Raw genomic sequence first — 22,096 nt, 5'->3', positions numbered from 1 at the left:
GGCCGTGGAGCGCGTGTCGGCGCCGGTGCGCGTCGCCGACGCGGCGGCCGCCGGTCTGCTGCGGCCCGGCGACCGGGTCGACGTCATCGCCGCGCGGGAGGGGGCGCGGGGCGAGGCCGCCGAGGTGGTCGCGCGCGGCGCCCGGGTGACCGAGGTGCCAGGACCGCCGGACGCCTCGGCGCAGGACGGGGCACTGGTGGTGCTGTCGGTGCCGCGGCCCACCGCGGCGCGGCTGGCGGGCGCGGGGGCCACGGCACGGCTCGCGGTGACGCTGTGGTGATCCAGAGCAAGCGCGACACGCTGTCAAGTCCCTCGTCGGAGGGACCCCATTGGACAGAATGGCCCAGCACTGACGTAGGTTGCGGAGCGGTCTGTTCCACAACGTGTCTGTGCGAGGGGTGGCTCTTCGGTGAGCGAGAACAAGGAACCGGGCGTCTGGGAGGGCTTCAAGGCGTTCCTGCTGCGCGGGAACGTCGTCGACCTGGCGGTCGCCGTGGTCATCGGTGCCGCGTTCACCAACATCGTGAACTCGGTGGTCAAGGGGGTCATCAACCCCTTGGTCGGCGCGATCGGCACGAAGAACCTCGACAGTTACAGGTCGTGCCTGAAGGCGCCCTGCACGGTCGCCGCCGACGGCACCGTGACGGACGGCATCATGATCCAGTGGGGTGCGGTGCTCGGGGCCGCGCTCACCTTCGTGATCACCGCGGCCGTCGTCTACTTCCTGATGGTCCTGCCCATGGCGAAGTACCTGGCCCGCGCGGAGGCCCGCCGCCAGGCGAAGGAGAGCACCCAGGAGGTCATGGAGGTGACCGAGCTGGAGGTCCTCAAGGAGATCCGCGACGAGCTGATCGCCCGGCGCGGCGGTCCGGAGCCGGAGCGTCCGTAGCGCCTCGCGGGGCGGGCCGCGGCTCAGAGGTGGTGCGGCGGCTTCTCGTCGAGGAAGCGCCTGAGGTCGGCGGCGCTGTCGCCCGTCGGCCGCTCGCCCCAGCCGCGGTCCGTGTCGTCCGAGGACTGCCGGTCCATCGGGTCGTCGAAGATCAGCGCGGGCTTCGGCTCGCGCGGCTCGGAGGCGGGGGCGGTGCTCATCCGTCCAGGGTACGGCCCCCGGCGCCGGGCTCGGCGGGACGGCGGCCCACGGGCGGCGGCACTCCTGGTCCGCGGTCCGCGGCGGGCACGGACGGCGGCGCGGCCGGCGGGGCGCGGCCGGCGTTCCCGCACGGCGGGGCGCCGGGGGAGAGAATCCCCGCCTCATCTGCTGTGCTTGTCCCCATGACGTCCAGTTCCACTCCCCTGCCGGACCCGCCCCGCCAGCCGGGGCTCCGCCGCCCGCTGCGCAGACTGAGGGCCCGCGGCCGGGGCGAGGCGCACCGGGTCGCGACGCCGCTGGAGCTCCTGTTCGACCTGTGTTTCGTCGTCGCCATCGCGCAGGCGGGCATCCAGCTGGTGCAGGCGGTCGCCGAGGGCCACGCGGGCCAGGGGATCCTGAACTACGCGATGGTGTTCTTCGCCATCTGGTGGGCCTGGATGAACTTCACCTGGTTCGCCTCCGCCTACGACAACGACGACGTGCTGTACCGCGTCGTCACGCTGGTCCAGATCGCCGGCGTGCTGGTCCTGGCGGCGGGGGTGTCCCGGGCGTTCCAGGACCACGCGTACCTTGCCGTGCTCATCGGCTACGTCATCATGCGGCTGGCCCTGGTCGGGCAGTGGCTGCGGGTGGCCCGGTCCAACGACGGCCCCGAGCGCACGATGGCCCTCAGATACGCCGTCGGTGTCCTGCTGTGCCAGATCGGCTGGGTGGGCCTGGTGCTGCTGCCCGAGGACGTCCGGGGCTGGTGGTTCCTCGCGATGGCCGTCCTGGAGATGTGCGTGCCGCCGTTCGCCGAGCGGAACCATCCGACGGCCTGGCACCCGCACCACATCGCCGAGCGCTACGGGCTGTTCACGATCATCGTGCTCGGCGAGACCGTCGCCGCCGCCACGATCGCCGTCAAGACCGGCATCGAGGAGAACGACGCGCTGGGCGAGCTGCTGCCGATCGCCGCCGGCGGGCTGCTGATCATCTTCGCCGCGTGGTGGATCTACTTCGTGGTGCCGATCCACGGCCATCTGCGCTCCAATCGGCAGGCGTTCCTGTGGGGTTACGGCCACTACGTGGTGTTCGCCTCGGCGGCGGCGATCGGGGCGGGGCTGGAGGTGGCGGTGGAGCAGGCCGTCGGCAAGGCGGAGATCTCCACGCTGGCCGCGTCGGCCGCGGTGACGCTGCCGACGGCGCTGTATCTGCTCACGGTGTGGGCGCTGCACTCGCGGTACTTCAAGGTGGGCATCGCCCAGCAGCTGGTACTGCCCTGCGCGGCCCTGCTGGTGATCTGCTGCACGTTCCTGGGCGAGTGGGCGGTGCTCGCGGCGGGCCTGGTCACGGCGCTGGCGGTGGCGACCGGGGAGACCCTGTCGGCGCGCATGGCGGCGCGGCAGCGGGTGGCGACACGGGCGGCGGTGGGCTGACCGGCCCGGCGCCCGGCCGTGCTGGACCAGACTGGGCGCATGACTGTTGACGCTCTGACGGATGTCGCCGGACTGCGGGTGGGCCACGCGACACGCACCGGGGACGGCTGGCTCACCGGCACCACGGTCGTCCTCGCGCCCGAGGGCGGGGCCGTGGCCGCCGTGGACGTGCGCGGCGGCGGGCCGGGGACGAAGGAGACCGACGCCCTCGATCCGCGCAACGTCGTGCAGAAGGTCGAGGCGCTCGTGCTGACCGGGGGCAGCGCCTACGGACTCGACGCGGCGTCCGGGGTGATGGCCTGGCTGGAGGAGCGGCGGCGCGGGGTGCGGGTGGGGCCGGATCCGGCGCACGTCGTGCCGGTGGTGCCCGCCGCCTGCGTCTTCGACCTCGGACGCGGCGGCGACTTCCGGGCGCGGCCGGACGCGGCGATCGGACGGGCGGCCGTCGAGGCGGCCGCGGCCGGTGAGCCGGGCGGGGAGGTGCGCGAGGGCTGCGTGGGCGCGGGCACCGGGGCCGTGGTGGGACTGCTGAAGGGCGGCGTCGGCACCGCGAGCACCGTCCTCGGCTCGGGGATCACGGTCGCCGCGCTGGTCGTGGCCAACGCGGCGGGGTCGGCCGTGGATCCCGAAACGGGCGTGCTGTACGGGGAGTTGTTCCAGGGGCGGGTCAGGTATCCGGACGCGAAGGTCCACGACGCCGCGCGCGGCAGGCTCGCCGCCCTCGCGGCGCGGAACACTCCGCCGCCGCTGAACACGACCCTGGCGGTGGTCGCCACCGACGCCGGGCTGTCGAAGGCGCAGGCGCAGAAGCTGGCGGGCACGGCACACGACGGCATCGCGCGGGCGGTGCGGCCCGTGCATCTGCTCAACGACGGGGACACCGTCTTCGCGCTCGCCACGGGGACCGTCGCGCTGGACGCCGGACAGCCCCTCGCGCTCAACGAGATCCTCGCGGCGGGCGCGGACACGGTGACGCGCGCGATCACCCGGGCCGTGCGCGCGGCCGCGTCGGTGGACGGTCCGGGCGGAATGTGGCCGTCGTACGGCGAGTTGTACGGGGAGCCGTAGCACCGGGCCCGTCGGAGGCGGTGTGCGCCGCCCGCGGCGGATCGATTGTCGCGGTTGTGTCACGTGACGGCGTTCACCGCGTACGCGCGGAACCCGTGCCCCGGCGGTGGCCTCTACCACCGTGCGACGGAACGGATCCCGCGCACGTACTGATCTTGGAGCTGATCGTGACAACGCCGGACATAGCAGCGTGGCGCACCCGGGGGGCCTGTGCCGCCCTGGTGATCGGCGCCCTGGCACTCACCGCGTGCAGCGGAAGCGCCCGCGCCGACAACGACGGCAAGGGCGGCAAGGACTCCCCGGGGACGTCGGCCGCGAAGATCGTGATCTCGGCGAAGGACGGCTCGACCGGGGCGTCCATCAACGCGACCGGGGTGAAGGTCAGCGGCGGCAAGCTGACCGGCGTGCGGATGAAGGCGGCGCAGACCGGTGCGGCCGTGCCGGGTTCGCTGTCCGCGGACGGCGGCACCTGGCGGCCCCGGGAGCAGTTGGAGCGGGGCACGAAGTACGCGATAGCGGCCACCGCGAAGGGCGCCGACGGCCGGTCCGTGCAGGCCGGCTCGACCTTCACCACGGTCAGCGAAGCGAACAGCTTCATCGGCACGTACACGCCCGACGGCGGCACCACGGTCGGTGTCGGGATGCCGGTGTCGTTCACCTTCGACAAGGCGATCAGCGACAGGAAGGCCGTCCAGTCGCGTATCGAGGTCACCTCCAGCAGCGGGCAGAAGGTGGTCGGGCACTGGTTCGGCGCGCAGCGGATCGACTTCCGGCCGCAGGACTACTGGAAGGCCGGCTCCAAGGTCACGATGAAGATCGACCTGGACGGGGTCGAGGGCGCGAACGGCGTCTACGGCGTGCAGAAGAAGACGGTCACCTTCACCATCGGGCGCTCGCAGGTCTCCACGGTCGACGTCGACACGCAGACCATGACGATCGTCCGGGACGGCAAGACGGTCAAGTCGGTGCCGATCTCGGCGGGCAGCCCCGAATTCACCACGTACAACGGCAAGATGGTGATCTCCGAGAAGTACGAGAAGCTGCGCATGGACAGCAGGACGGTCGGGCTCGCCAACGCCTACGACATCCCCGACGTCCCGCACGCGATGCGGCTGACGACCTCGGGCACCTTCATCCACGGCAACTACTGGTACAACAAGGGCAATCCACCCTTCGGCCGTACGGGCACCAGCCACGGCTGCGTCGGTCTCGCGGACGTGAAGGGCGGACAGGGCGCCACTCCCGGCAGGTCGTTCTACGACAGCTCGATCCTCGGCGACGTGGTGATCGTGAAGAACTCCCCCGACAAGCAGGTGAAGCCGGACAACGGCTTCAGCGGCTGGAACCTGACGTGGGACGAATGGGTCGCGGGCAGCGCCGCCTGAGCGGCGCCGGGACGCCGAAGTACGCTGCGAACAGGGATTCTTGACGGTTCGACGGGCCGCGCGGGAACTTCTCGCGCGGCCCGCGCGTTCTACCGGACGTACGTTTCCCCGGTTCCCGGACATGATGTCCGACCGAGGGGCTACGGTATGCACCCACAAGGTGACATGCAGCAACGCCGGGAGAAACCTTGAGCGTTCCGTACGAGACCGCAGCGTACGAACCACCCGAGTCGCCGGAGTCTCCGGAGGAGCACCTCGCGCGACTCCTCGGCCGTGCCCTGAACTCCTTCGAGCTGCCGGACGAGACCATACGGCAGCTCGACTGCGCGCTGGCACACGACAGTTCGCTGCACTCCGCGCACCACAGCGCGGGCCTGCACCGCGAGACGTACCGGCACACCTGGCTGCTCGCCGACGGCTCCGCGCTCACCCTGTGGGAGCTCGTCCACAACACCGCCCGGGGCCACCACACCCAGCACGAGGTCTACGCCGACGACGAGGAGCTGCACGCCGCGACCGCGCGTCTGCCGTTACCGCCGGACGCGCCGGACTTCGAACTGCCGGTGACCGTGCAGCTGTCCCCCGTGCCCGCACCCCGCCACACCTACCTGCCGGACGACTCTGCGGACCACGCCCGGCGGCTGCTGCGGCGCGCGGAGAACGCGGACCGTCCGGGCGCGGACACGGCCGCCCTGCTGGCCACGGCGTTCGCCCACCAGATCACCCAGGCTTTCGGGCGCCCGTGCCGCACGGGGCGCGCCGGGCCGTGCTTCTCGCTCTACGAGCACGCCTTCCTGCTGCACGACGGCGAGGAGGTCTCCCTCTGGGAAGTCGAGCACACGGCGACGCCGGACGGGCGGCACATGTGCGAGGTCTACGTCACCGAGGACGCGGCCCGCGACGCGATGGAGCGGCGGGCGGCCCGGCTCTCCTAGCGGTGCGGCGCTACCAGCGGCCCGGCTCTCCCAGCGGCCCGGCCCGCCCGGTGCCGTCACATCGGCGTCGTCCGCCCCGCCGGGAGGCGCGCGCGGGGCTCAGCGGTCGCCGAGCCGCCGTACGAGGCCCGCGAAGGCGTCCCGTTCGGCCGGGGTCAGTTCGACGGCCTCCCGGTCGGGGGCCGTCCGCCGCTGTTCCGGCAGGCCGGGGAGCGCGGCGCCGGGAAGCGCGGCGCCGGGAAGGCGGCGGGGCTCCACGGGGCGGTAGCGGCGCAGCAGGCGGATCAGCCCCTTCGCCCACAGCACGGCTGCCAGCGCGAGGACGATGGGGCCCAGCAGCTGCAGGATCGAGACGTGCTCAGGCATGGGCACCAGTAGACACCACGGTCCGGGCCATTCGACCCGGACCGTGACGAATCTCGCAGGTGCCGTGAACGGCTCACCGTGGCCGAAAGCGGCGGGCGCGCCCGGCGGTTGCCGCGCTCACACCGCCACGGGGCGCTTCTCCGGCGCCGCCGCGGACCCCTCGGCCGGGGAGACGCCGGGGGCCGCCGCGCGCATTCCCTTCAGCAGGAGCACGAGGCCGGCCGTGACCGCCGTACCGGCCGCGATGGCCAGCAGGTACAGGAACGGACTGCCGATCAGGAAGGTGACCCAGATCCCGCCGTGCGGGGCGCGCAGGGTGGAGCCGAAGGCCATGGCCAGCGCGCCGGTGACCGCGCCGCCCGCCATGGAGGCGGGAATGACCCGGAGCGGGTCGGCGGCGGCGAAGGGGATCGCGCCCTCGGTGATGAAGGAGGCGCCCAGCACCCAGGCCGCCTTGCCGTTCTCGCGCTCGGCCGGGGTGAACAGCCTCCGGCGGATCGTGGTGGCCAGGGCCATGCCCAGGGGCGGGACCATGCCGGCCGCCATGACCGCGGCCATCACCTTCATCGCGGAGCCGCTCGGGTCCTGCACGGCGATGCCTCCGGTGGCGAAGGCGTACGCGACCTTGTTGACCGGGCCGCCGAGGTCGAAGCACATCATCAGGCCGAGCAGGACGCCGAGCAGGACGGCGTTGCCGCCGGACAGGCCGCCGAGCCAGTCCGTCATGGCCTTCTGGGCCGAGGCGATGGGCTTGCCGATCACCACGAGCATCAGGAATCCGACGGTCATCGAGGAGACCAGCGGGATCACGACCACCGGCATGATGCCGCGCAGCACGGGCGGGACACCGGCGCGCTGGACGGCCAGGACCACGGCACCGGCGAGCAGACCGGCGGCGAGACCGCCGAGGAACCCGGCGTTGATGTCGGCGGCGATCATGCCGCCGACGAACCCGGGGACGAGGCCGGGCCGGTCGGCCATGCCGTAGGCGATGTAGCCGGCCAGGACGGGGATCAGGAAGCCGAAGGCGACGCCGCCGATCTGGAACAGCAGCGCGCCCCAGCTGTCGGCCTGCCCCCAGTCGAAGCGCTCGGTGACGGGTGCGGCCTCGTTGATCTGGTATCCGCCGATCGCGAAGCCGAGGGCGATCAGCAGCCCGCCCGCGGCGACGAAGGGCACCATGTAGCTCACGCCGGACATCAGCCAGGTGCGCAGCTTCGTGCCGTAGCCCTCGCCCGGTCCGCCGGTCCGGCGCACGGGTGTGGAGCCGGGCCGGGCCGCGGCCGTGACCTCGCCGCGCGCGGCCTTCTCGCGGACCTCCGCGACGAGTTCGGCGGGCCGGTTGATGCCCGCCTTCACCCCGGTGTCCACGGTCGGCTTGCCCGCGAACCGCTCCTTCTCCCGTACGGGGACGTCGTGGGCGAGGATCACGCCGTCCGCGGCGGCGATGACGGCGGGGTCGAGCCGGGTGAAGCCGGCCGAGCCCTGGGTCTCGACGACGAGTTCGACGCCCGCCTCGCGGCCGGCGTTCTCCAGCGACTCGGCGGCCATGTAGGTGTGGGCGATACCGGTGGGGCAGGAGGTGACGGCAACGATGCGGAAGGGTCGCTCGGCGGCGGGCGCGGGGTCCGTGGCGTCGTCGGCGGAGGCCGCCACCGGCGGCGCCACGGAGTTCTCGGGTCCGGCAGCGGCCGCGGAGGGCTCCTCGCCCCGGATGAGCGCGGCGGCGCCGGCGGGGTCCCGCGCCGCCCGCAGCGCGTCCGTGAACGCGGTGTTCATCAACTGCCGGGCCAGCGACGACAGGATCGTCAGATGGGCGTCGTCCGCGCCCGCCGGGGCGGCGATCAGGAAGATCAGGTCGGCGGGGCCGTCCGCCGCGCCGAAGTCGACGCCGGCGGCGCTGCGGCCGAAGGCGAGCGTGGGCTCGGTGACGTGCTCGCTGCGGCAGTGCGGGATGCCGATGCCGCCGTCGAGGCCCGTCGGCATCTGGGCCTCGCGGGCGGCCACGTCGGCGAGGAAGCCGTCCAGGTCGGTCACCCGGCCCAGGGCCGCCATGCGCGCGGCGAGGGCACGCGCCGCCGCTTCCTTGGTGTCGGCGGACAGGTCGAGATCGACCAGGTCCGCGGTGATCATGTCGCTCATCGCGGGCTCCTTCGCACGCGTATCGCCCGGGGAGTCTGGTGGGCGGGGAGGCTGGTGGGCGGGGGTGCCGTGGGGGGCGGGGGTGCCGTGGGGGACGGGGGCGGGGGTGCCGTGGGGGGCGGGGCTTCGAGGGGCGGGGCGGGGTCCGTGCTCACGCGGTCACCGGCTCCGTCAGGGCCCGGCCGACCGGCACGTCGGAGGTGACCGTCACGGCCGCCGGGTCCAGGTCGCCCGGCGCGGGCATCACGCTGCCCGGCAGCCGCACCGCGGCGGCGCCGTGGGCGACGGCGGAGGCGAGCGCCTCGGGCCCGCCGCCCCCGGCGATCAGGAAGCCCGCGAGGGAGGAGTCGCCGGCCCCGACGTTGCTGCGGACGTCCCTCACGTGCGCGCTGCCGAACCACGCGCCCGCCGCGTCCACCAGCAGCTGGCCGTCGGCGCCCAGGCTCGCGAGCACGGCGCCCGCGCCCATCCCCCGCAGTTCCTCGGCGGCCTGCAGCGCGTCGCCGACCGTGACCAGGGGGCGCCCGACCGCCTCCGCGAGCTCCTCGGCGTTGGGCTTCACCACGTCGGGCCGGGCGCGTACGGCTTCGACGAGGGCGCGTCCCGAGGTGTCCAGGGCGATCCGGGTGCCCCCCGCGTGCGCCCGCGCGACGACGTCGGCGTACCAGGACGGCCGCAGTCCGCGGGGCAGGCTGCCGCAGCAGGCGATCCAGTCCGCGGCGCGGGAGTGCGCGCGCACGGTGTCCAGCAGCAGTTCCTGCTCGGCCGCCGACAGCCGCGGACCGGGCGCGTTGATCTTGGTGAGGACGCCGTCCGACTCCGCGAGGGCGATGTTGGAACGGGTGGCTCCGGCGACCGGGACGGGGGCGGCCTCGATGCCCTGGGCGGCGAGCAGCTCCGCGACCAGCGCACCGGGCGCGCCGCCCAGCGGCAGCACCGCGACCGTGCGCCGGCCGGCCGCCGCGACGGCACGGGCGACGTTCACGCCCTTGCCGCCGGGGTCCATGCGCTCACCGGAGGCGCGGATGACCTCGCCGCGCTCCAGGGAGGGAACCTCGTAGGTGCGGTCCAGGGACGGGTTCGGGGTGACGGTGAGGATCATGCGCGGACCACTTCCGTGCCGCCGCCCTCGATGGCGGCGGCGTCGGCGGCGCTCAGCGCGCTGTCGGTGATCAGCAGGTCCACGTCGCCCAGGCCGCCGAACCGGGCGAAGTGCTCCTCACCGTGCTTGGCGGAGTCGGCGAGCAGCACCACGCGGCGGGCCGCGGCCACGGCGGCCCGCTTCACGGCGGCCTCGGCGAGGTCGGGGGTGGTCAGACCGTGCTCCGCGGAGAAGCCGTTGGCGGCGACGAACAGGACGTCGGCCCGGATCTCGCCGTAGGCCCGCAGCGCCCAGGCGTCCACGGCGGCGCGCGTGCGGTGCCGGACGCGGCCTCCGACGAGGTGCAGCTGGATGCCGGGGTGGTCCGCGAGCCGGGCCGCGATGGGCAGGCTGTGGGTGACGACGGTCAGGGACGCCTCCAGCGGCAGCGCGCCCGCGAGCCGGGCGACCGTCGTACCGGCGTCGAGGATCACGGTGCCCTCGGCGGGCAGTTCGGCGAGGGCCGCCTTGGCGATGCGGTCCTTCTCGTCCGCCGCGGTCGACTCGCGCTCGGCGAGGTCCGGCTCGAAGTCCAGCCGTCCGGCCGGGATCGCCCCGCCGTGCACCCGGCGGACCAGCCCGGCGCGGTCGAGGGCCTTCAGGTCCCGGCGGATCGTCTCCGCCGTGACCTGGAACTCCTCGGCCAGCGACAGCACGTCCACCCGGCCCCCGTCACGGGCCAGGCGGAGGATCTCCTGCTGCCGCTCCGGTGCGTACATGTCCGTTCCCCTCCGAGCTGTGCCCGAACTTGTGGTTTCGCTCGGAGATTACGCGCGGAACTCCGGAAAGTAAACAGGTTCGGGCACAATCGGGCACGAACGGGCTTTCGCGCGGGGGGTGCGCGGAAACGGCGGGGCGGGCACGGGCAGCGGCATGGGCGCGGGCGTGGGCGTGGGCATGGGCGTGGGCGTGGGCGTGGGCGTGGGCATACGGCAAGGGGCCCGGCGGTCCTTGGGTTCGGTGCCGGGCCCCTGCGCCTCGTTCTCAGCCCGCGAGCGCGGGCTCCCCCGGCGCCGCGTCGTCGGCGCCCTCGACGTGCTGCGCCGGCCGCTTGGGCAGTGCCGACATCAGCAGGAAGATCACGCCCAGCACCCCGGCGACCCACCACAGCGCGTTCTGGAAGCCGTCCGCGAAGGCGAGGCCGGCCGCCGTGGGCTCCTTGGCCCGCGCGAGCCGGTCGTCCACGACGCCGAAGAAGACCACCGAGACCAGACCGAGGCCGAGCGCGTTGCCCATCTGCTGAACGGTGTTGATCAGCCCCGACGCCGAACCGGAGTGCTCGCGCGGCACCTCGGAGAGGATCGCGTCCGTCAGCGGCGCGACGATCAGCCCCATGCCGACGCCCATCACGACCAGCGGCAGGGCCATCTGCCAGGGGGCGATGGACAGGCCGTAACGGTTCGCCTCCCCGATGTAGAGCAGGACGCCGAGCGCCATCACCAGCGCGCCCGCCTGGAGCACCTTGCGGCCGAAGCGCGGGACGAGCTGCTGCACGGACAGACCGGCCGCCGTCGAGACGGCGATCGAGAACGGGATGCCGGTGAGGCCGGCCTTCAGCGGGCTCCAGCCCAGGCCGAACTGCATGTAGAGCGTCCACACCAGGAAGAAGATGCCGAGCGCCACGCCGAACACGGTCTGCACGGCGATGCCCGCCGCGAAGCTCTTCACCCTGAACAGCGACAGTTCGACGAGCGGCGAGCCGTCGCGGGCCGCCTTGCGGCGCTCGAAGAGCACCAGCACCGCGAGGACCGCGAACGCGCCCGCCATCGACACGTACCCCCACACCGGCCAGCCCAGCTCACGGCCGCGGGTCAGCGGGTAGAGCAGCATCAGCAGACCGACGGTGACCAGCGTGACGCCCACGAGGTCCAGCTTGAGCGCCTTCGGCGCCTTGGACTCGGTGATGTAGCGGCTGCCCAGGATCAGTCCCGCGACGCCGACCGGCAGGTTGATCAGGAAGATCGGGCGCCATTCGAGACCGAACAGGTTCCACTCCGTCAGCAGCGCGCCGAGCAGCGGGCCGGTGACCGCACCGAGTCCCACGACCGCGCCGAACAGGCCGAAGACCTTGCCGCGTTCGTGCGCCGGGAACGTGGCGTGCACGATCGACAGGACCTGCGGGACCATCAGCGCCGCCATCGCGCCCTGGAGGATGCGGGAGGCGACCAGCATCTCGGGGCCCGCGGCGAAGCCGCACAGGGCCGACGCGACCGTGAAGCCGCCGATACCGATCAGGAACAGCTTTTTCCGGCCGTGTATATCACCCAGACGGCCGCCCGTGATCAGACCGGCGGCGAAGGCGAGCGCGTAGCCGGCGGTGATCCACTGGATCTGGCTGAACGACGCGCCAGCCTCCCGCTGGATCGACGGGATGGCGATGTTGACGATCGTGACGTCGACGAGGTCCATGAACGCCGCGGTCATCACGATGGCCAGGGCGAACCATCGGCGGCGGTCGCCCGCCGGGGCGGCCTGCGCCGCGGCCCCTGCCGGGTCGGACGGGGTGGTGGGCTGGGTCCGGTCGCCGGTCGGACGCGCCGGTTCTGTCTCGGTTGCGGTCATGGCTCAAAGTTATGGCCTCAGTAGGTCTGATCGTGTCCTACTCGTGCGGCATGCTCACGACCATGACGACGGATACTCCGGCACGGCTGCTGACGCTCCTCTCCCTTCTTCAGACGCCCCGCGAGTGGCCGGGCGGCGAACTCGCCGACCGGCTCGGGGTGTCGCGGCGCACCGTGCGGCGCGACATCGACCGGCTGCGCGAGCTCGGGTATCCGGTGCAGGCCACGATGGGGGCCGACGGGGGGTACCGGCTGGTCGCGGGCAAGGCGATGCCGCCGCTCGTGCTGGACGACGAGGAGGCGGTGGCGATCGCGGTCGGGCTGCGGGCCGGGGCGGGGCACGCGGTCGAGGGGGTGGAGGAGGCGTCGGTGCGGGCGCTGGCGAAACTGGAGCAGGTGCTGCCCGCGCGGCTGCGGCACCGGGTGAGCACGTTGCAGGCCGCGACGACGCCGCTGACCAGTGGGGACGGGGCGAGCATCGCGCCCGAGACGCTGACCGTGATGGCCTCGTGCGTGGCGGGTCGGGAGCGGCTGCGGTTCGCGTACCGGGCGAAGGACGGGACGGACTCGCGGCGGCTGACCGAGCCGTACCGGCTGGTGTCGACCGGGCGGCGCTGGTACCTCGTCGCGTACGACCTCGACCGGGGGGACTGGCGGACGTTCCGGGTGGACCGGGTGAGCGAGCCGGTCGCCACGGGGGCGCGGTTCGCTCCGCGGGAGTTGCCTACCGGGAGTGCGGCGGAGTATCTGCGGCAGTCGGTGTGGGGGCGGGGGCGGACGTATGCGTTCTCGGTGCGGTTCGCCTTGCCGGCGGAGGTGGTGGGGGCTCGGGTGCCGGGGTGGTTGGGGGTGCCTGAGCCTCTGGAGGGGGGTGAGGGCGGGGGCGGGTGCCGGTTGCGGGGGACTGTGGGGGATCCGGTGGAGTGGCTGGCTGTGCGGCTGGCGATGCTGGGCTGTGAGTTCGTAGTGGAGTCGCCCGAGGAACTGGTGCGGGGGGTGAGGGAGTTGGGGGGGCGGTTGAATCGGGCGGGGGGTGGGTGAGGGGGCGGGTTGGGGGGCTCGCGTGTGTGCGGTGTGGTGATCGTGGCCACGCCACGGGGCTTCGCTTGTGTGTGGTGCGGTGCGGGGCCGTGCGGGGCGGTGCGGGGCGGGGCCGTGCGGTGCGTTGTGGTGCGGGGCCGTGCCGGGGGGGTGTCCGTCCTCGGTCCGGCCGGGACCCGGGTCGGAGCGTGCAGCCCCTCTTGACGCCGGACGCTGCGGGCGGGCACCCCCGGCACGTCCCCTCCTCGCCGTACGCGGCTGGCCCCCGCACCCCCAGCGCCGCCCCCTCCCGCCGTACGCGGCTGGCCCCCGCACCCCCCGCGCTGTTCCCTCCCGCCGTACGTGAATCTTTGCGCCCGGTGCGGTCCGCGGGGACGGGGTGGCGCTGGGTTCCGCTGTGATGCGGGGTGGTGGTGAGGGTCTTCAGGGGTGCCAGGGGTAGTCGGTCAGGAGGGAGAGGTTGTCGAGGGCCAGGGCTGCCGGGCCTTCGGGGCCAACGGCGGGGGCGTCTCCGGCGGCCCAGGTCTCCACCGCCACGCGGATCGCGGCGGCGGCCACGGCCGCGGTGAAGGCCAGGCGGGGGGCGGCAACGTTGTCGGGGAGCCTCGGTGCGAGCGCCTCGGCCAGGGCGTGTTCGGAGTCGTGGCAGACCTCGGCCCAGACCTTGCCCAGGGCGGGGCTGGTGGTGGCCACGCGGACCAGGGTGCGCACCCAGTCCCAGGAACTCTCGGAGACGCCCCTGCCGGGGGTCAGGGTGTGGTGGACCGCGTGGGCCAGGGCCTCGGGGGCGGAGAGGCGGGCGGGGGCTTCGCGGACCGCCTGGGCCCAGCGCTCGGCGCCGGCGGCGTAGAGCGGGGCCACCGCCTCCTCCTTGGTGGCGAAGTAGCGGTAGAAGGTGCGGGGTGCGATGCCGGCGGCCTGGGCGATGTCCTCGGCGCGGGTGGCCCGCAGCCCCCGGGTGACGAAGAGGCCGGCCGCGGCGCGGGCGATCTCCATGCGGGTCGCCGCCTTGCGCCGTTCCGTGAGGGACGGGGTGGCCGAAGATCGTGCGGGGGTGGGGCTGCTCACGTCCGGCAGGCTATGCCCATGTGGCACAATCTGCCATTCGGTGGGCCACCCCGTGGTTCAGGTACGGGGTGCCCCACCGTTTCTCCGGGCTGCCCGCGCGCGTGGAGCCGGGCCCCGGCACCAGGGGGGACAGGCGCCGAAGCCCGGCTCTGGGAAAGTCCCGGCGCCGGGGGGAGTGCTCCGGGACTTGGTCTCTGTGGGGTGAACTGCCGTGCCCGGAGGTCTTGTTCCCGGCCCGGGTGAGTTGAAGCGGCGTTACGCCGCCATGTTTGCGCGGTCTTTGGCCACCCGGCGTACGCCCCCGGAGGGTCACGCGGCCGCGTCGAACCCGGTGCTGCGCGCCAGCTTCTTCAGCTCCAGCAGGGCGTGCTTCTCGATCTGGCGGATGCGCTCGCGGGTGAGGCCGTGCTCCTTGCCCACCTCGGTCAGCGTGCGCTCACGGCCGTCCTCGATGCCGTACCGCATCTTGATGATGGACGCCGTGCGCTGGTCGAGGCGGCCGATGAGGTCGTCCAGCTCCTCGCTGCGCAGCAGGGTCAGCACCGACTGCTCCGGGGAGACCGCGGAGGTGTCCTCCAGCAGGTCGCCGAACTGGGTCTCGCCCTCGTCGTCCACCGACATGTTCAGCGAGACGGGGTCGCGGGCCCAGTCGAGGACGTCGGAGACGCGCTCCGGGGTGGAGCCGAGTTCCGCGGCGATCTCGGCGGGCTCGGGGTCCCGGCCGTTCTCCCGGTTGAACTCGCGCTGGACCCTGCGGATCCGGCCCAGCTCCTCCACGAGGTGGACGGGCAGCCGGATGGTGCGCGACTGGTCGGCTATGGAGCGGGTGATGGCCTGGCGGATCCACCAGGTCGCGTACGTCGAGAACTTGAAGCCCTTGCGGTAGTCGAACTTCTCCACCGCGCGCACCAGACCCGCGTTCCCCTCCTGGATCAGGTCCAGCAGGGGCAGGCCGCTGCGCGGGTAGCGGCGGGCCACCGCGACGACCAGGCGGAGGTTGGAGCGGATGAAGACGTCCTTGGCGCGCTCCCCCTCGTCGACGAGCGCTTCCAGCTCCTCGCGGGTGGCGCCGGCCTTGGAGTCCTCGAAGCCGTCGAGGACCTGTCGCGCGAAGACGCCTGCCTCGATCGTCTGCGACAGCTCGACTTCCCTGGCGGCGTCCAGCAGCGGCGTGCGCGCGATCTCGTCCAGGTACATGCCGACCAGGTCGCGGTCCGCGATCTCGCCGCCACGGGCGCGGGCACTGCGTGCCCCGGCGCCGGACTCGCCGGCGGCGGACTGACGACGGGCGACGGCACGGGTTGCCATGCGTGCTCCCTTGCGGTGTGGTCCCCTCGCTCGAACGGATCGAGTGGGGGGAGGGCGGGCGGTGGTCCTTTGAACGCTTGGGACTCTTGTCGAGTGCCCTGCATCCGATGGAAACAACGACTGGAATCAGGACAGAATTCCCCGCCGACCCCTCTATTTTTCTGATCTTGCAGTACCCTGTCGGCCGCATGGCAGGGCACGACATCGCCCCGGGGCACGGAGGCCCAGGTCAGACCGGGCGCCGGGAGCCTCCCGGACACCCCCGGCGGCACCCGGTGACACCGGGCGGACGAGACGGTCGTCACGTCCGGTACCGCGGTGTTCACGCCGGGGGACGGTCCCGACGTCCTTCTCCCCTGTAGACGGCCCGCACCGGTCGAAGGTTGCCAGGGCGGGGCGGCTCAGCCGAACTGCACCGACCGCTTGGCGAGGCCCATCCAGAATCCGTCGATCACCGACTTCTGCGCCGCGAGCTCACCGGCCGCCTCGGCGGCGCCCATGGTCACGAAGAGCGGGGCGAAGTGCTCGGTGCGCGGATGGGCGTACCGGCCGGCCGGGGACTTGTGGAGGAAGTCCAGCAGGGCGTCCCAGTCGCGGTTCTCCAGGGCCGTACGGCCCCAGGCGTCGAACTCCGCCGACCAGGCGGGCGTGCCGCCCTGCCGCAGGGCGGCCAGGTTGTGGGTGAAGAACCCGGAGCCGACGATCAGCACGCCCTCGTCGCGCAGCGGTGCCAGCCTGCGGCCGATGTCCATCAGCCGCACCGGGTCCAGGGTCGGCATGGAGATCTGCAGGACCGGGATGTCGGCGTCGGGGTACATCTCGACGAGCGGGACGTAGGCGCCGTGGTCGAGACCGCGGTCCGGGATGTCCTGGACGGGCGTACCGGGGGCGCGCAGCAGCTTGCGTACGGACTCCGCGAGCGCGGGGGCACCGGGGGCGGCGTAGGTCACCTGGTAGTAGTGCTCGGGGAATCCCCAGAAGTCGTAGACGAGGGGGACGCGCTCGGTGGCGCCGATGGCGAGCGGGGCCTCCTCCCAGTGGGCGCTGACCATGAGGATCGCCCGGGGGCGGGGCAGGTCCTTGGACCAGGCGGCGAGTTCGGCGGGCCACAGCGGGTCGTCCGCGAGCGGCGGCGCGCCGTGGCTGAGGTAGAGGGCGGGCATGCGCTCCTGCGTGGCGGCGGACTCCTGCGCGGCGGCGGTCATGGCGGCGGCTCCCTCCGGAGAGCTGAGGCTGGGCGGTTCAGGCTGCTTCAGGCATCTTCGAGTTGCTTCAGACATCTTCAAGTTGCTTCAGGTGCACTCAGGTGCTTCAAATCTAAAGCTTCTTCCTGAGGAACGGTACGCCGATTTAGTTCAAACTTCAAGGAGAACTCTCGTACAGTGGAGCGCATGAACACGGCACCGACCTCCGCCCCGCACGCGTCCGCTCCCCCGGCCGGGGCGGCGCCGGACGCGCGCTGGCTGACCGACGGCGAGCAGCGCGTGTGGCGCTCGTACATCGAGGCGACGACCCTGCTCGACGACCACCTGGACCGCCAGCTCCAGCGGGACGCCGGTATGCCGCACATCTACTACGGGCTCCTGGTCGCGCTCGCCGAGTCACCGCGCCGCCGGCTGCGGATGACCGAGCTGGCGATGCACGCGAAGATCACCCGCTCCCGGCTCTCGCACGCCGTCTCGCGGCTGGAGAAGAACGGCTGGGTGCACCGCGAGGACTGCCCGGACGACAAGCGCGGCCAGTTCGCGGTGCTGACCACGGAGGGTCTGGCGGTGCTGGAGCGGACCGCGCCGGGCCATGTGGCCGCCGTCCGCGGCGCGCTGTTCGAACGGCTGACGCCGGAACAGCAGAAGGCCCTCGGCGAGATCATGGAGATCGTCGCCGAGGGCCTTCAGCCGAGCGAAGCGGGTGCGGACCTGCCCTGGCTCCGCTGAACCGCTCGTCCGGGGAGCCGGGGCAGGTCCTCGGAGGCCGTGCGTACGGGGCGTCCCCTCCCCGTACGCACGCCTGGTCCCGCAGGGGTGTGCCGTCGCGGGGTCAGTGGGCGACGACCGGCACCGCCAGTTCCTCGGCCGCGCCCTCCTCGGAGGAGGCCACCGTGGTGCCGCCGGGACGGCCCGCGTTGACCAGGGTCAGCGCGATGCCCGCGGCCACCACCAGGATGCCGACGGCGAACCAGATCGCGCTGGTGTAGCCCCGCACCATGGCCTCCAGCTGGACCAGCTGCTGCTGGGAGCGGCTGGTCGCACCGCCCATGTGGTCGGCGACGTACGCCGTGGTCGCCGAGGCGGCGATGGTGTTCAGCAGGGCCGTGCCGATCGCGCCGCCCACCTGCTGCGAGGTGTTGACCATCGCGGAGGCGACACCGGCGTCCTGCGGCTTGACGCCCTGCGTGGCCAGCGACATCGCCGGCATGAACGCGGTGCCCATGCCGAGACCGAGGAGCAGCATCGCCGGCAGCAGCAGCGCGGTGTACGAGGAGCCGATCTCCAGCTGGGTCAGCAGCAGCATGCCGACGGCGGCGACCAGGAAGCCGGGGCCCATCAGCAGGCGCGGCGCGACCCGGTTCATCAGGCGGGCGCCGATCTGGGTGGAGCCCGTGATCATGCCCGCGATCATCGGCAGGAAGGCGAAACCGGTCTTGACCGGCGAGTAGCCCTTCACGATCTGCAGGTAGTACGTCAGGAAGAGGAACAGGCCGAACATCGCGATGATCGCGAGGCCGAGCGAGAGGTAGATCCCGCCGCGGTTGCGTTCGGTGACCACGCGCAGCGGCAGCAGCGGGGCCTTGACCCTGGACTCGACCAGGACGAAGGCGAGCAGCAGCACACCGGAGGCGACGAACATGCCGACCGTCAGCGGGTCGCCCCAGCCCTCGGACTCGGCGCGGGTGAAACCGTAGACCAGCGCGACCAGACCGAGGGTGGACAGGATCACGCCGGGGATGTCGAGCGTGGAGCGGTTGCGGCCGCCCTCGGGCTCACGGATGACGAACCAGGCGCCGGCCGCGGCGACGACGGCGAACGGGATGTTGACGAAGAACGTCCAGCGCCAGTCCAGGTACTCGGTGAGGAAACCGCCGAGGATCAGACCGACGGCACCGCCACCGCCGGCGATGGCGCCGTAGATGCCGAACGCCTTCGCGCGCTCCTTGGCGTCCGTGAACATCACGGCGAGCAGCGAGAGCGCGGCCGGGGCGAGCAGCGCGCCGAAGACGCCCTGGAGGGCGCGGGCGCCGAACATCATGGCCTCGTTGGTGGCCGCGCCGCCCAGCGCGGACGCGGCGGCGAAACCGCCCAGGCCCACGACGAAGGCGCGCTTGCGGCCCCACAGGTCGGCTATCCGGCCGCCGAACAGCAGCAGACCGCCGAAGGCGAGGGCGTAGGCCGTGACGACCCACTGCCGGTTGCCGTCGGAGATGCCGAGGTCCTGCTGGGCGGACGGCAGGGCGATGTTCACGATGGTCGCGTCGAGGACGACCATCAGCTGGGCGAGCGCGATGAAGACCAGCGCTTTCCAGCGGTTCGAGTCGGCGGCGCCGAGGGCGCTGCCGGGAGCCTTGACGGCTGTTTCAGACATGGAGGTACCCACTTCGGGACTTCAGGACTTCGTGACGGAGATCGGGACTTGGTGACGGAGATCGAGACTTCGGGACACGGGTCGGGACTTCAGGACCCGGGTCGGAACTTCGTGACGGAGATCGGGACTTGGTGACGGAAAGAGGCCGGGGTCGGGGTCGGGGCACGGGGTCGGCGTCGGACTCGGTGGCGGAAAAGGACGAGGTGAGGGACGGCTCGTCGACGGTGACGGGCCGGTGGAGGCGGTGGGATTCGGCGGGACGGGGCCGGGCGGCACGCGTCGGTGTCGCTCGCCGGGCCGCACGGCGCGCTCGGGCACGCCGCAGGGAGCCGGGGCGCGGGCGGTGAGCCCGCTCGGGTGCTGCGCGCGCTGCGCTGCGCGCCGCCGCCCGTCGGCTGTGCCGAACGAGTAGGAGGTTCGAGTTGGAGTACGGGTACGGGTACGAGGGGTGAGCCGGTCGGGCTCGTCGTCGTGTCAGACCTTGCGCAGGTCCTCCATGGTCAGCGCCGCGCCCGGCAGGACGGAGCGGGCCGGGGCCCGCAGTCCGTCCAGGAACAGCTGGAGATGGCGGTGGGCGTAGCGGTCGGCGATGTCGCACCCGGTGCCGGCCGGGGGCCGGCTGAGCTGGGCGGCGGCGATCATCACATCGCCGACGTCCACGTCGGAGCGGAGCTGGCCGGCCGCCTTGGCGCGGTCCATGATCGCCCCGATGAGGCTCTCGCACCGCTCGCGCGATGCCTCCAGATCCGGGTGGTGCTGGTCGAACGCGCTCTGGACCATCGGGCACAGCGCACTGATCCGCTCGTCGGCGGCGGTGTGCACGAAGCGCTCCAGAGCCTCGAAGGCGTCCCCGGTCTGGGCGAGCGCCAGCTCGGCGGCGGCCACCGTACGGTCCATGACCGAGCAGACGACCTCGCGCACCAGCGCGTCGCGATCGGGGAAGTTGCGGTACACCGTGGCATTGCCGACGCCGGCGCGGCGGGCGATGTCGTCGAGCGGCACGTCAGGGCCCAGTTCGACGAACATCTCCCGGGCGGCGGTGACGATCCGCTCCCGGTTGCGCAGGGCGTCGGCACGCGGCCGGGCCGCCTTGCGCGGTACGGGGGTCACGGTCTGCACGGTGCACTCCTGGTTGCGGGGACTCCGGCGCTCTCCGGGGTTTCCGGTGGCCGGCGGTTCCGGTGGGCCGCGATCCGGGGAAGGTATCCCCGTTTCGCGCGGACACAGGGCTAAACGGGGAAGAGGTCCCCGTTTATTTCCCGCACCGGGAAAGATTCCCTGTGACCTGAGTCACAGGCTCGTACGGAAGAAACCCACGTTCGGTCTCTTCCAGCGCGCGCCCCCGCATCCCCCGACACAGGGTGATCGGGAGGGTGCAGCGCGCAGTCGGGCGAGCTGCCATGGACTGAGAGGCCCATGCATGCAGCCGAGCCGCCGCATACGCCCCCGCCGTGCGGCCGCCCTCGCCTCCGTGACCGCCCTGACGCTGGCGGTCAGCACCTCGGCGGGCACCGGGCGCCTCGCGGCGGGCACCTCGACGGCGGTGGGGGCGGGACCGATATCACCGGAGCACTCCTCCGTCCTCGGCCCCTGCATGATCAGCGGACGACCCACGATCCAGATGTCGGAGGGCGTCCCCACACCGGTCGGCTACGTCCGCTCCACGGGCACCGTCCGCGCCCTGACCGTGATGGTCGACTTCCCGGACGCGCCCGGCAAGGGCAGCGCGCTCGACCGGTACGGCGAGTTCTTCCCGCAGACCCAGGACTGGTTCCGCACCAGCTCCTACGGCCGTCTCGACTACCGCCCCGAGACCCCGATACCCCGCTGGCTGCGGATGCCCAAGTCCTTCCAGGAGTACGGCATAGAGCGCGGCGCCCCCTTCGACCCCGGGTACCGCCGGCTGGTCCAGGACATCGTGGTCGCCGCCGACCCGCGGGTGGACTTCCGCGCGTACGACTTCCTGAACGTCCTGGTCACCCCGAACGCCGGCCCCTCCGCCCTGGACACGGTCCTGTCGGTGACGTTCGCCGGGAACACCGAGGCACCCGTCGCGGACGGCGTCTCCGTCACCAACGCGTCCTTCGTCTACTCCCGCCAGGACGACGGCTCCGGCACCTACCACCGCACCGGCTACCGGGTCCTGCCCCACGAGAACGGCCATGTCTTCGGCCTCCCCGATCTCTACACCGCCGAGGGCGGCGGTGCGGTCGGCCACTGGGACATCATGAGCGAGGACTGGGGCGCCAACAACGATCTGCTCGGCTGGCACAAGTGGAAGCTGGGCTGGCTGGACCGGACCCAGGTGCGGTGCGCCTCCGCGCCCGGCCGCTCCGAGTACACCCTGACCCCGCTGGCCCGCGCGGGGGGCCGGAAACTGGTCGTCATACCGCTGGACGGCAGGAGCGGCTACGCCGTCGAACTGCGCACCCGCGAGGGGAACGACGAGTCCGTGTGCCGTCCCGGCATCCTCGTCTACCGGGTCGACGCAGACGTCGACACGGGGATGGGCCCGGTGAAGGTCCAGGACTCCCGCGAGGACAGCGGCGGCTGCACCCGCAGCCCGAACGTCCAGGCCGAGCTCTCCGACGCGCCCCTGACCCCGGGCGAGGAGTTCCGCGACGCGAAGCGGGGGGTGCGGGTGTCGGTGCTGGGGGCGGACCTCGACGGGACGTACCGGATTCGGGTGGAGCGGGGGTAGGGGGCGGGGGTAGGGGGCGGGGCGTGCGGGCTTACAGGCGTGCGGGCTTACGGGGGTGCGGGCCTACGGGTGTGCGGAGTTGGGGCGTCCCTGCGGGGCGGGCGCGGGGGCGGATGCGCGGGCATGGGGGCGTACCTGCCGGGGCGGGTGCGCGGGGTCGGGGTGTCCTGCTGAGCGCACGTGTGCGGGCATGGGGGCGTCCTGCGGAGTGCGGGGGTGCGGGCACGGGGGCGTCCCTGTGGGGGCATGGGGGTTTCGGCCGCGCGGGCCGGATTACGGTGGGGGCTGCTGCG

Annotated in this window: 20 protein-coding genes; 9 read left to right on the top strand and 11 right to left on the bottom strand. The window is 72.9% G+C overall.

What is annotated here, in order from left to right:
• Both SZN_RS07650 and mscL read left to right on the top strand, forming a co-directional pair.
• The coding region (locus SZN_RS07650; protein WP_007493008.1) for an RcpC/CpaB family pilus assembly protein at positions 1-280 on the top strand (280 nt) is incomplete at its 5' end.
• Between the two features lie 129 nt (positions 281-409).
• The gene (mscL, locus tag SZN_RS07645) at positions 410-889 is read left to right on the top strand and encodes a large conductance mechanosensitive channel protein MscL (protein WP_007493007.1); all 480 of its coding nucleotides are present in this window, start codon (positions 410-412) and stop codon (positions 887-889) included.
• Between the two features lie 23 nt (positions 890-912).
• Here mscL and SZN_RS39650 read toward each other — a convergent pair whose 3' ends face one another.
• Positions 913-1,089 (bottom strand): hypothetical protein, encoded by a 177-nt coding sequence (locus SZN_RS39650; protein ID WP_007493006.1) that lies wholly within the window; start codon positions 1,087-1,089, stop codon positions 913-915.
• A 183-nt stretch (positions 1,090-1,272) separates the two neighbouring features.
• Here SZN_RS39650 and SZN_RS07640 point away from each other — a divergent pair, with 183 nt between their 5' ends.
• The 4 genes from SZN_RS07640 (at position 1,273) to SZN_RS07625 (ending at position 5,896) form a co-directional block, all read left to right on the top strand.
• A complete protein-coding gene (locus SZN_RS07640) occupies positions 1,273-2,508 on the top strand; it encodes a low temperature requirement protein A (RefSeq protein ID WP_043729130.1) in 1,236 nt (411 codons plus the stop codon).
• A gap of 39 nt (positions 2,509-2,547) precedes the next feature.
• The gene (locus SZN_RS07635; RefSeq protein ID WP_043729127.1) at positions 2,548-3,576 is read left to right on the top strand and encodes a P1 family peptidase; all 1,029 of its coding nucleotides are present in this window, start codon (positions 2,548-2,550) and stop codon (positions 3,574-3,576) included.
• Positions 3,577-3,743: 167 nt separating this feature from the next.
• Positions 3,744-4,961, top strand: a complete 1,218-nt coding sequence (locus SZN_RS07630) for an Ig-like domain-containing protein (protein WP_050815027.1) — start codon at positions 3,744-3,746, stop codon at positions 4,959-4,961.
• Between the two features lie 188 nt (positions 4,962-5,149).
• Positions 5,150-5,896: a DUF6227 family protein gene (locus tag SZN_RS07625; RefSeq protein ID WP_007493002.1), complete on the top strand. Its 747-nt coding sequence runs from the start codon at positions 5,150-5,152 to the stop codon at positions 5,894-5,896.
• 99 nt (positions 5,897-5,995) lie between these two features.
• Here SZN_RS07625 and SZN_RS07620 read toward each other — a convergent pair whose 3' ends face one another.
• From SZN_RS07620 to SZN_RS07600, 5 genes are all read right to left on the bottom strand, one after another.
• A complete protein-coding gene (locus SZN_RS07620) occupies positions 5,996-6,262 on the bottom strand; it encodes a hypothetical protein (RefSeq protein ID WP_007493001.1) in 267 nt (88 codons plus the stop codon).
• Positions 6,263-6,379: 117 nt separating this feature from the next.
• Entirely contained in the window at positions 6,380-8,404 is a 2,025-nt protein-coding gene (locus SZN_RS07615; protein WP_007493000.1) for a PTS fructose transporter subunit IIABC, read from the bottom strand.
• A gap of 151 nt (positions 8,405-8,555) precedes the next feature.
• Positions 8,556-9,506 carry a 1-phosphofructokinase gene (gene pfkB / locus SZN_RS07610; protein WP_007492999.1) on the bottom strand — a complete coding sequence of 317 codons (951 nt, stop codon included), beginning with the start codon at positions 9,504-9,506 and terminating at the stop codon, positions 8,556-8,558.
• Entirely contained in the window at positions 9,503-10,264 is a 762-nt protein-coding gene (locus tag SZN_RS07605) for a DeoR/GlpR family DNA-binding transcription regulator (RefSeq protein WP_007492998.1), read from the bottom strand. The genes pfkB and SZN_RS07605 overlap by 4 nt, the downstream gene beginning before the upstream one ends.
• A gap of 265 nt (positions 10,265-10,529) precedes the next feature.
• Positions 10,530-12,107: an MFS transporter gene (locus SZN_RS07600; RefSeq protein WP_007492997.1), complete on the bottom strand. Its 1,578-nt coding sequence runs from the start codon at positions 12,105-12,107 to the stop codon at positions 10,530-10,532.
• Between the two features lie 62 nt (positions 12,108-12,169).
• Between SZN_RS07600 and SZN_RS07595 the strand changes: the two genes are divergently transcribed.
• Positions 12,170-13,147 carry a helix-turn-helix transcriptional regulator gene (locus SZN_RS07595; protein ID WP_208865773.1) on the top strand — a complete coding sequence of 326 codons (978 nt, stop codon included), beginning with the start codon at positions 12,170-12,172 and terminating at the stop codon, positions 13,145-13,147.
• 423 nt (positions 13,148-13,570) lie between these two features.
• Here the strand turns inward: SZN_RS07595 and SZN_RS07590 are convergent, their stop codons facing one another.
• From SZN_RS07590 to SZN_RS07580, 3 genes are all read right to left on the bottom strand, one after another.
• Complete coding sequence (locus tag SZN_RS07590) at positions 13,571-14,215, bottom strand: TetR/AcrR family transcriptional regulator (protein ID WP_244313319.1); 645 nt, start codon at positions 14,213-14,215, stop codon at positions 13,571-13,573.
• Between the two features lie 309 nt (positions 14,216-14,524).
• Positions 14,525-15,523: a sigma-70 family RNA polymerase sigma factor gene (locus tag SZN_RS07585; RefSeq protein ID WP_007492994.1), complete on the bottom strand. Its 999-nt coding sequence runs from the start codon at positions 15,521-15,523 to the stop codon at positions 14,525-14,527.
• A gap of 401 nt (positions 15,524-15,924) precedes the next feature.
• On the bottom strand, positions 15,925-16,728 hold the full coding sequence (locus SZN_RS07580; RefSeq protein ID WP_007492993.1) for a dioxygenase family protein: 804 nt from the start codon (positions 16,726-16,728) through the stop codon (positions 15,925-15,927).
• Between the two features lie 186 nt (positions 16,729-16,914).
• On the opposite strand from SZN_RS07580, the gene SZN_RS07575 reads away from it, so the two are divergent.
• Positions 16,915-17,457, top strand: a complete 543-nt coding sequence (locus SZN_RS07575; RefSeq protein WP_043729147.1) for a MarR family winged helix-turn-helix transcriptional regulator — start codon at positions 16,915-16,917, stop codon at positions 17,455-17,457.
• A 103-nt stretch (positions 17,458-17,560) separates the two neighbouring features.
• On the opposite strand, the gene SZN_RS07570 is transcribed toward SZN_RS07575, so the two are convergent.
• Positions 17,561-19,102, bottom strand: a complete 1,542-nt coding sequence (locus SZN_RS07570) for an MFS transporter (protein WP_043729143.1) — start codon at positions 19,100-19,102, stop codon at positions 17,561-17,563.
• A 474-nt stretch (positions 19,103-19,576) separates the two neighbouring features.
• Positions 19,577-20,221 (bottom strand): TetR/AcrR family transcriptional regulator, encoded by a 645-nt coding sequence (locus tag SZN_RS07565; RefSeq protein WP_007492988.1) that lies wholly within the window; start codon positions 20,219-20,221, stop codon positions 19,577-19,579.
• Between the two features lie 301 nt (positions 20,222-20,522).
• On the opposite strand from SZN_RS07565, the gene SZN_RS07560 reads away from it, so the two are divergent.
• Positions 20,523-21,803 (top strand): M6 family metalloprotease domain-containing protein, encoded by a 1,281-nt coding sequence (locus tag SZN_RS07560; RefSeq protein ID WP_007492986.1) that lies wholly within the window; start codon positions 20,523-20,525, stop codon positions 21,801-21,803.
• Positions 21,804-22,096: the final 293 nt, after the last annotated feature.

The sequence above is a fragment of the Streptomyces zinciresistens K42 genome, from assembly GCF_000225525.1.
Taxonomy (GTDB): domain Bacteria; phylum Actinomycetota; class Actinomycetes; order Streptomycetales; family Streptomycetaceae; genus Streptomyces; species Streptomyces zinciresistens.
Note: the sequence above shows the minus strand (reverse complement) of the source record. Positions and strands in the feature narration are given on the sequence as shown.

What these genes read in the sequence shown, in the direction of transcription:
- SZN_RS39650 (WP_007493006.1), bottom strand. Translation starts at nt 1,089, where the DNA reads ATGAGCACCGCCCCCGCCTCCGAGCCGCGCGAGCCGAAGCCCGCGCTG.
- SZN_RS07640 (WP_043729130.1), top strand. Translation starts at nt 1,273, where the DNA reads ATGACGTCCAGTTCCACTCCCCTGCCGGACCCGCCCCGCCAGCCGGGG.
- SZN_RS07635 (WP_043729127.1), top strand. Translation starts at nt 2,548, where the DNA reads ATGACTGTTGACGCTCTGACGGATGTCGCCGGACTGCGGGTGGGCCAC.
- SZN_RS07620 (WP_007493001.1), bottom strand. Translation starts at nt 6,262, where the DNA reads ATGCCTGAGCACGTCTCGATCCTGCAGCTGCTGGGCCCCATCGTCCTC.
- SZN_RS07615 (WP_007493000.1), bottom strand. Translation starts at nt 8,404, where the DNA reads ATGAGCGACATGATCACCGCGGACCTGGTCGATCTCGACCTGTCCGCC.
- pfkB (WP_007492999.1), bottom strand. Translation starts at nt 9,506, where the DNA reads ATGATCCTCACCGTCACCCCGAACCCGTCCCTGGACCGCACCTACGAG.
- SZN_RS07605 (WP_007492998.1), bottom strand. Translation starts at nt 10,264, where the DNA reads ATGTACGCACCGGAGCGGCAGCAGGAGATCCTCCGCCTGGCCCGTGAC.
- SZN_RS07600 (WP_007492997.1), bottom strand. Translation starts at nt 12,107, where the DNA reads ATGACCGCAACCGAGACAGAACCGGCGCGTCCGACCGGCGACCGGACC.
- SZN_RS07595 (WP_208865773.1), top strand. Translation starts at nt 12,170, where the DNA reads ATGACGACGGATACTCCGGCACGGCTGCTGACGCTCCTCTCCCTTCTT.
- SZN_RS07585 (WP_007492994.1), bottom strand. Translation starts at nt 15,523, where the DNA reads ATGGCAACCCGTGCCGTCGCCCGTCGTCAGTCCGCCGCCGGCGAGTCC.
- SZN_RS07580 (WP_007492993.1), bottom strand. Translation starts at nt 16,728, where the DNA reads ATGACCGCCGCCGCGCAGGAGTCCGCCGCCACGCAGGAGCGCATGCCC.
- SZN_RS07575 (WP_043729147.1), top strand. Translation starts at nt 16,915, where the DNA reads ATGAACACGGCACCGACCTCCGCCCCGCACGCGTCCGCTCCCCCGGCC.
- SZN_RS07570 (WP_043729143.1), bottom strand. Translation starts at nt 19,102, where the DNA reads ATGTCTGAAACAGCCGTCAAGGCTCCCGGCAGCGCCCTCGGCGCCGCC.
- SZN_RS07560 (WP_007492986.1), top strand. Translation starts at nt 20,523, where the DNA reads ATGCAGCCGAGCCGCCGCATACGCCCCCGCCGTGCGGCCGCCCTCGCC.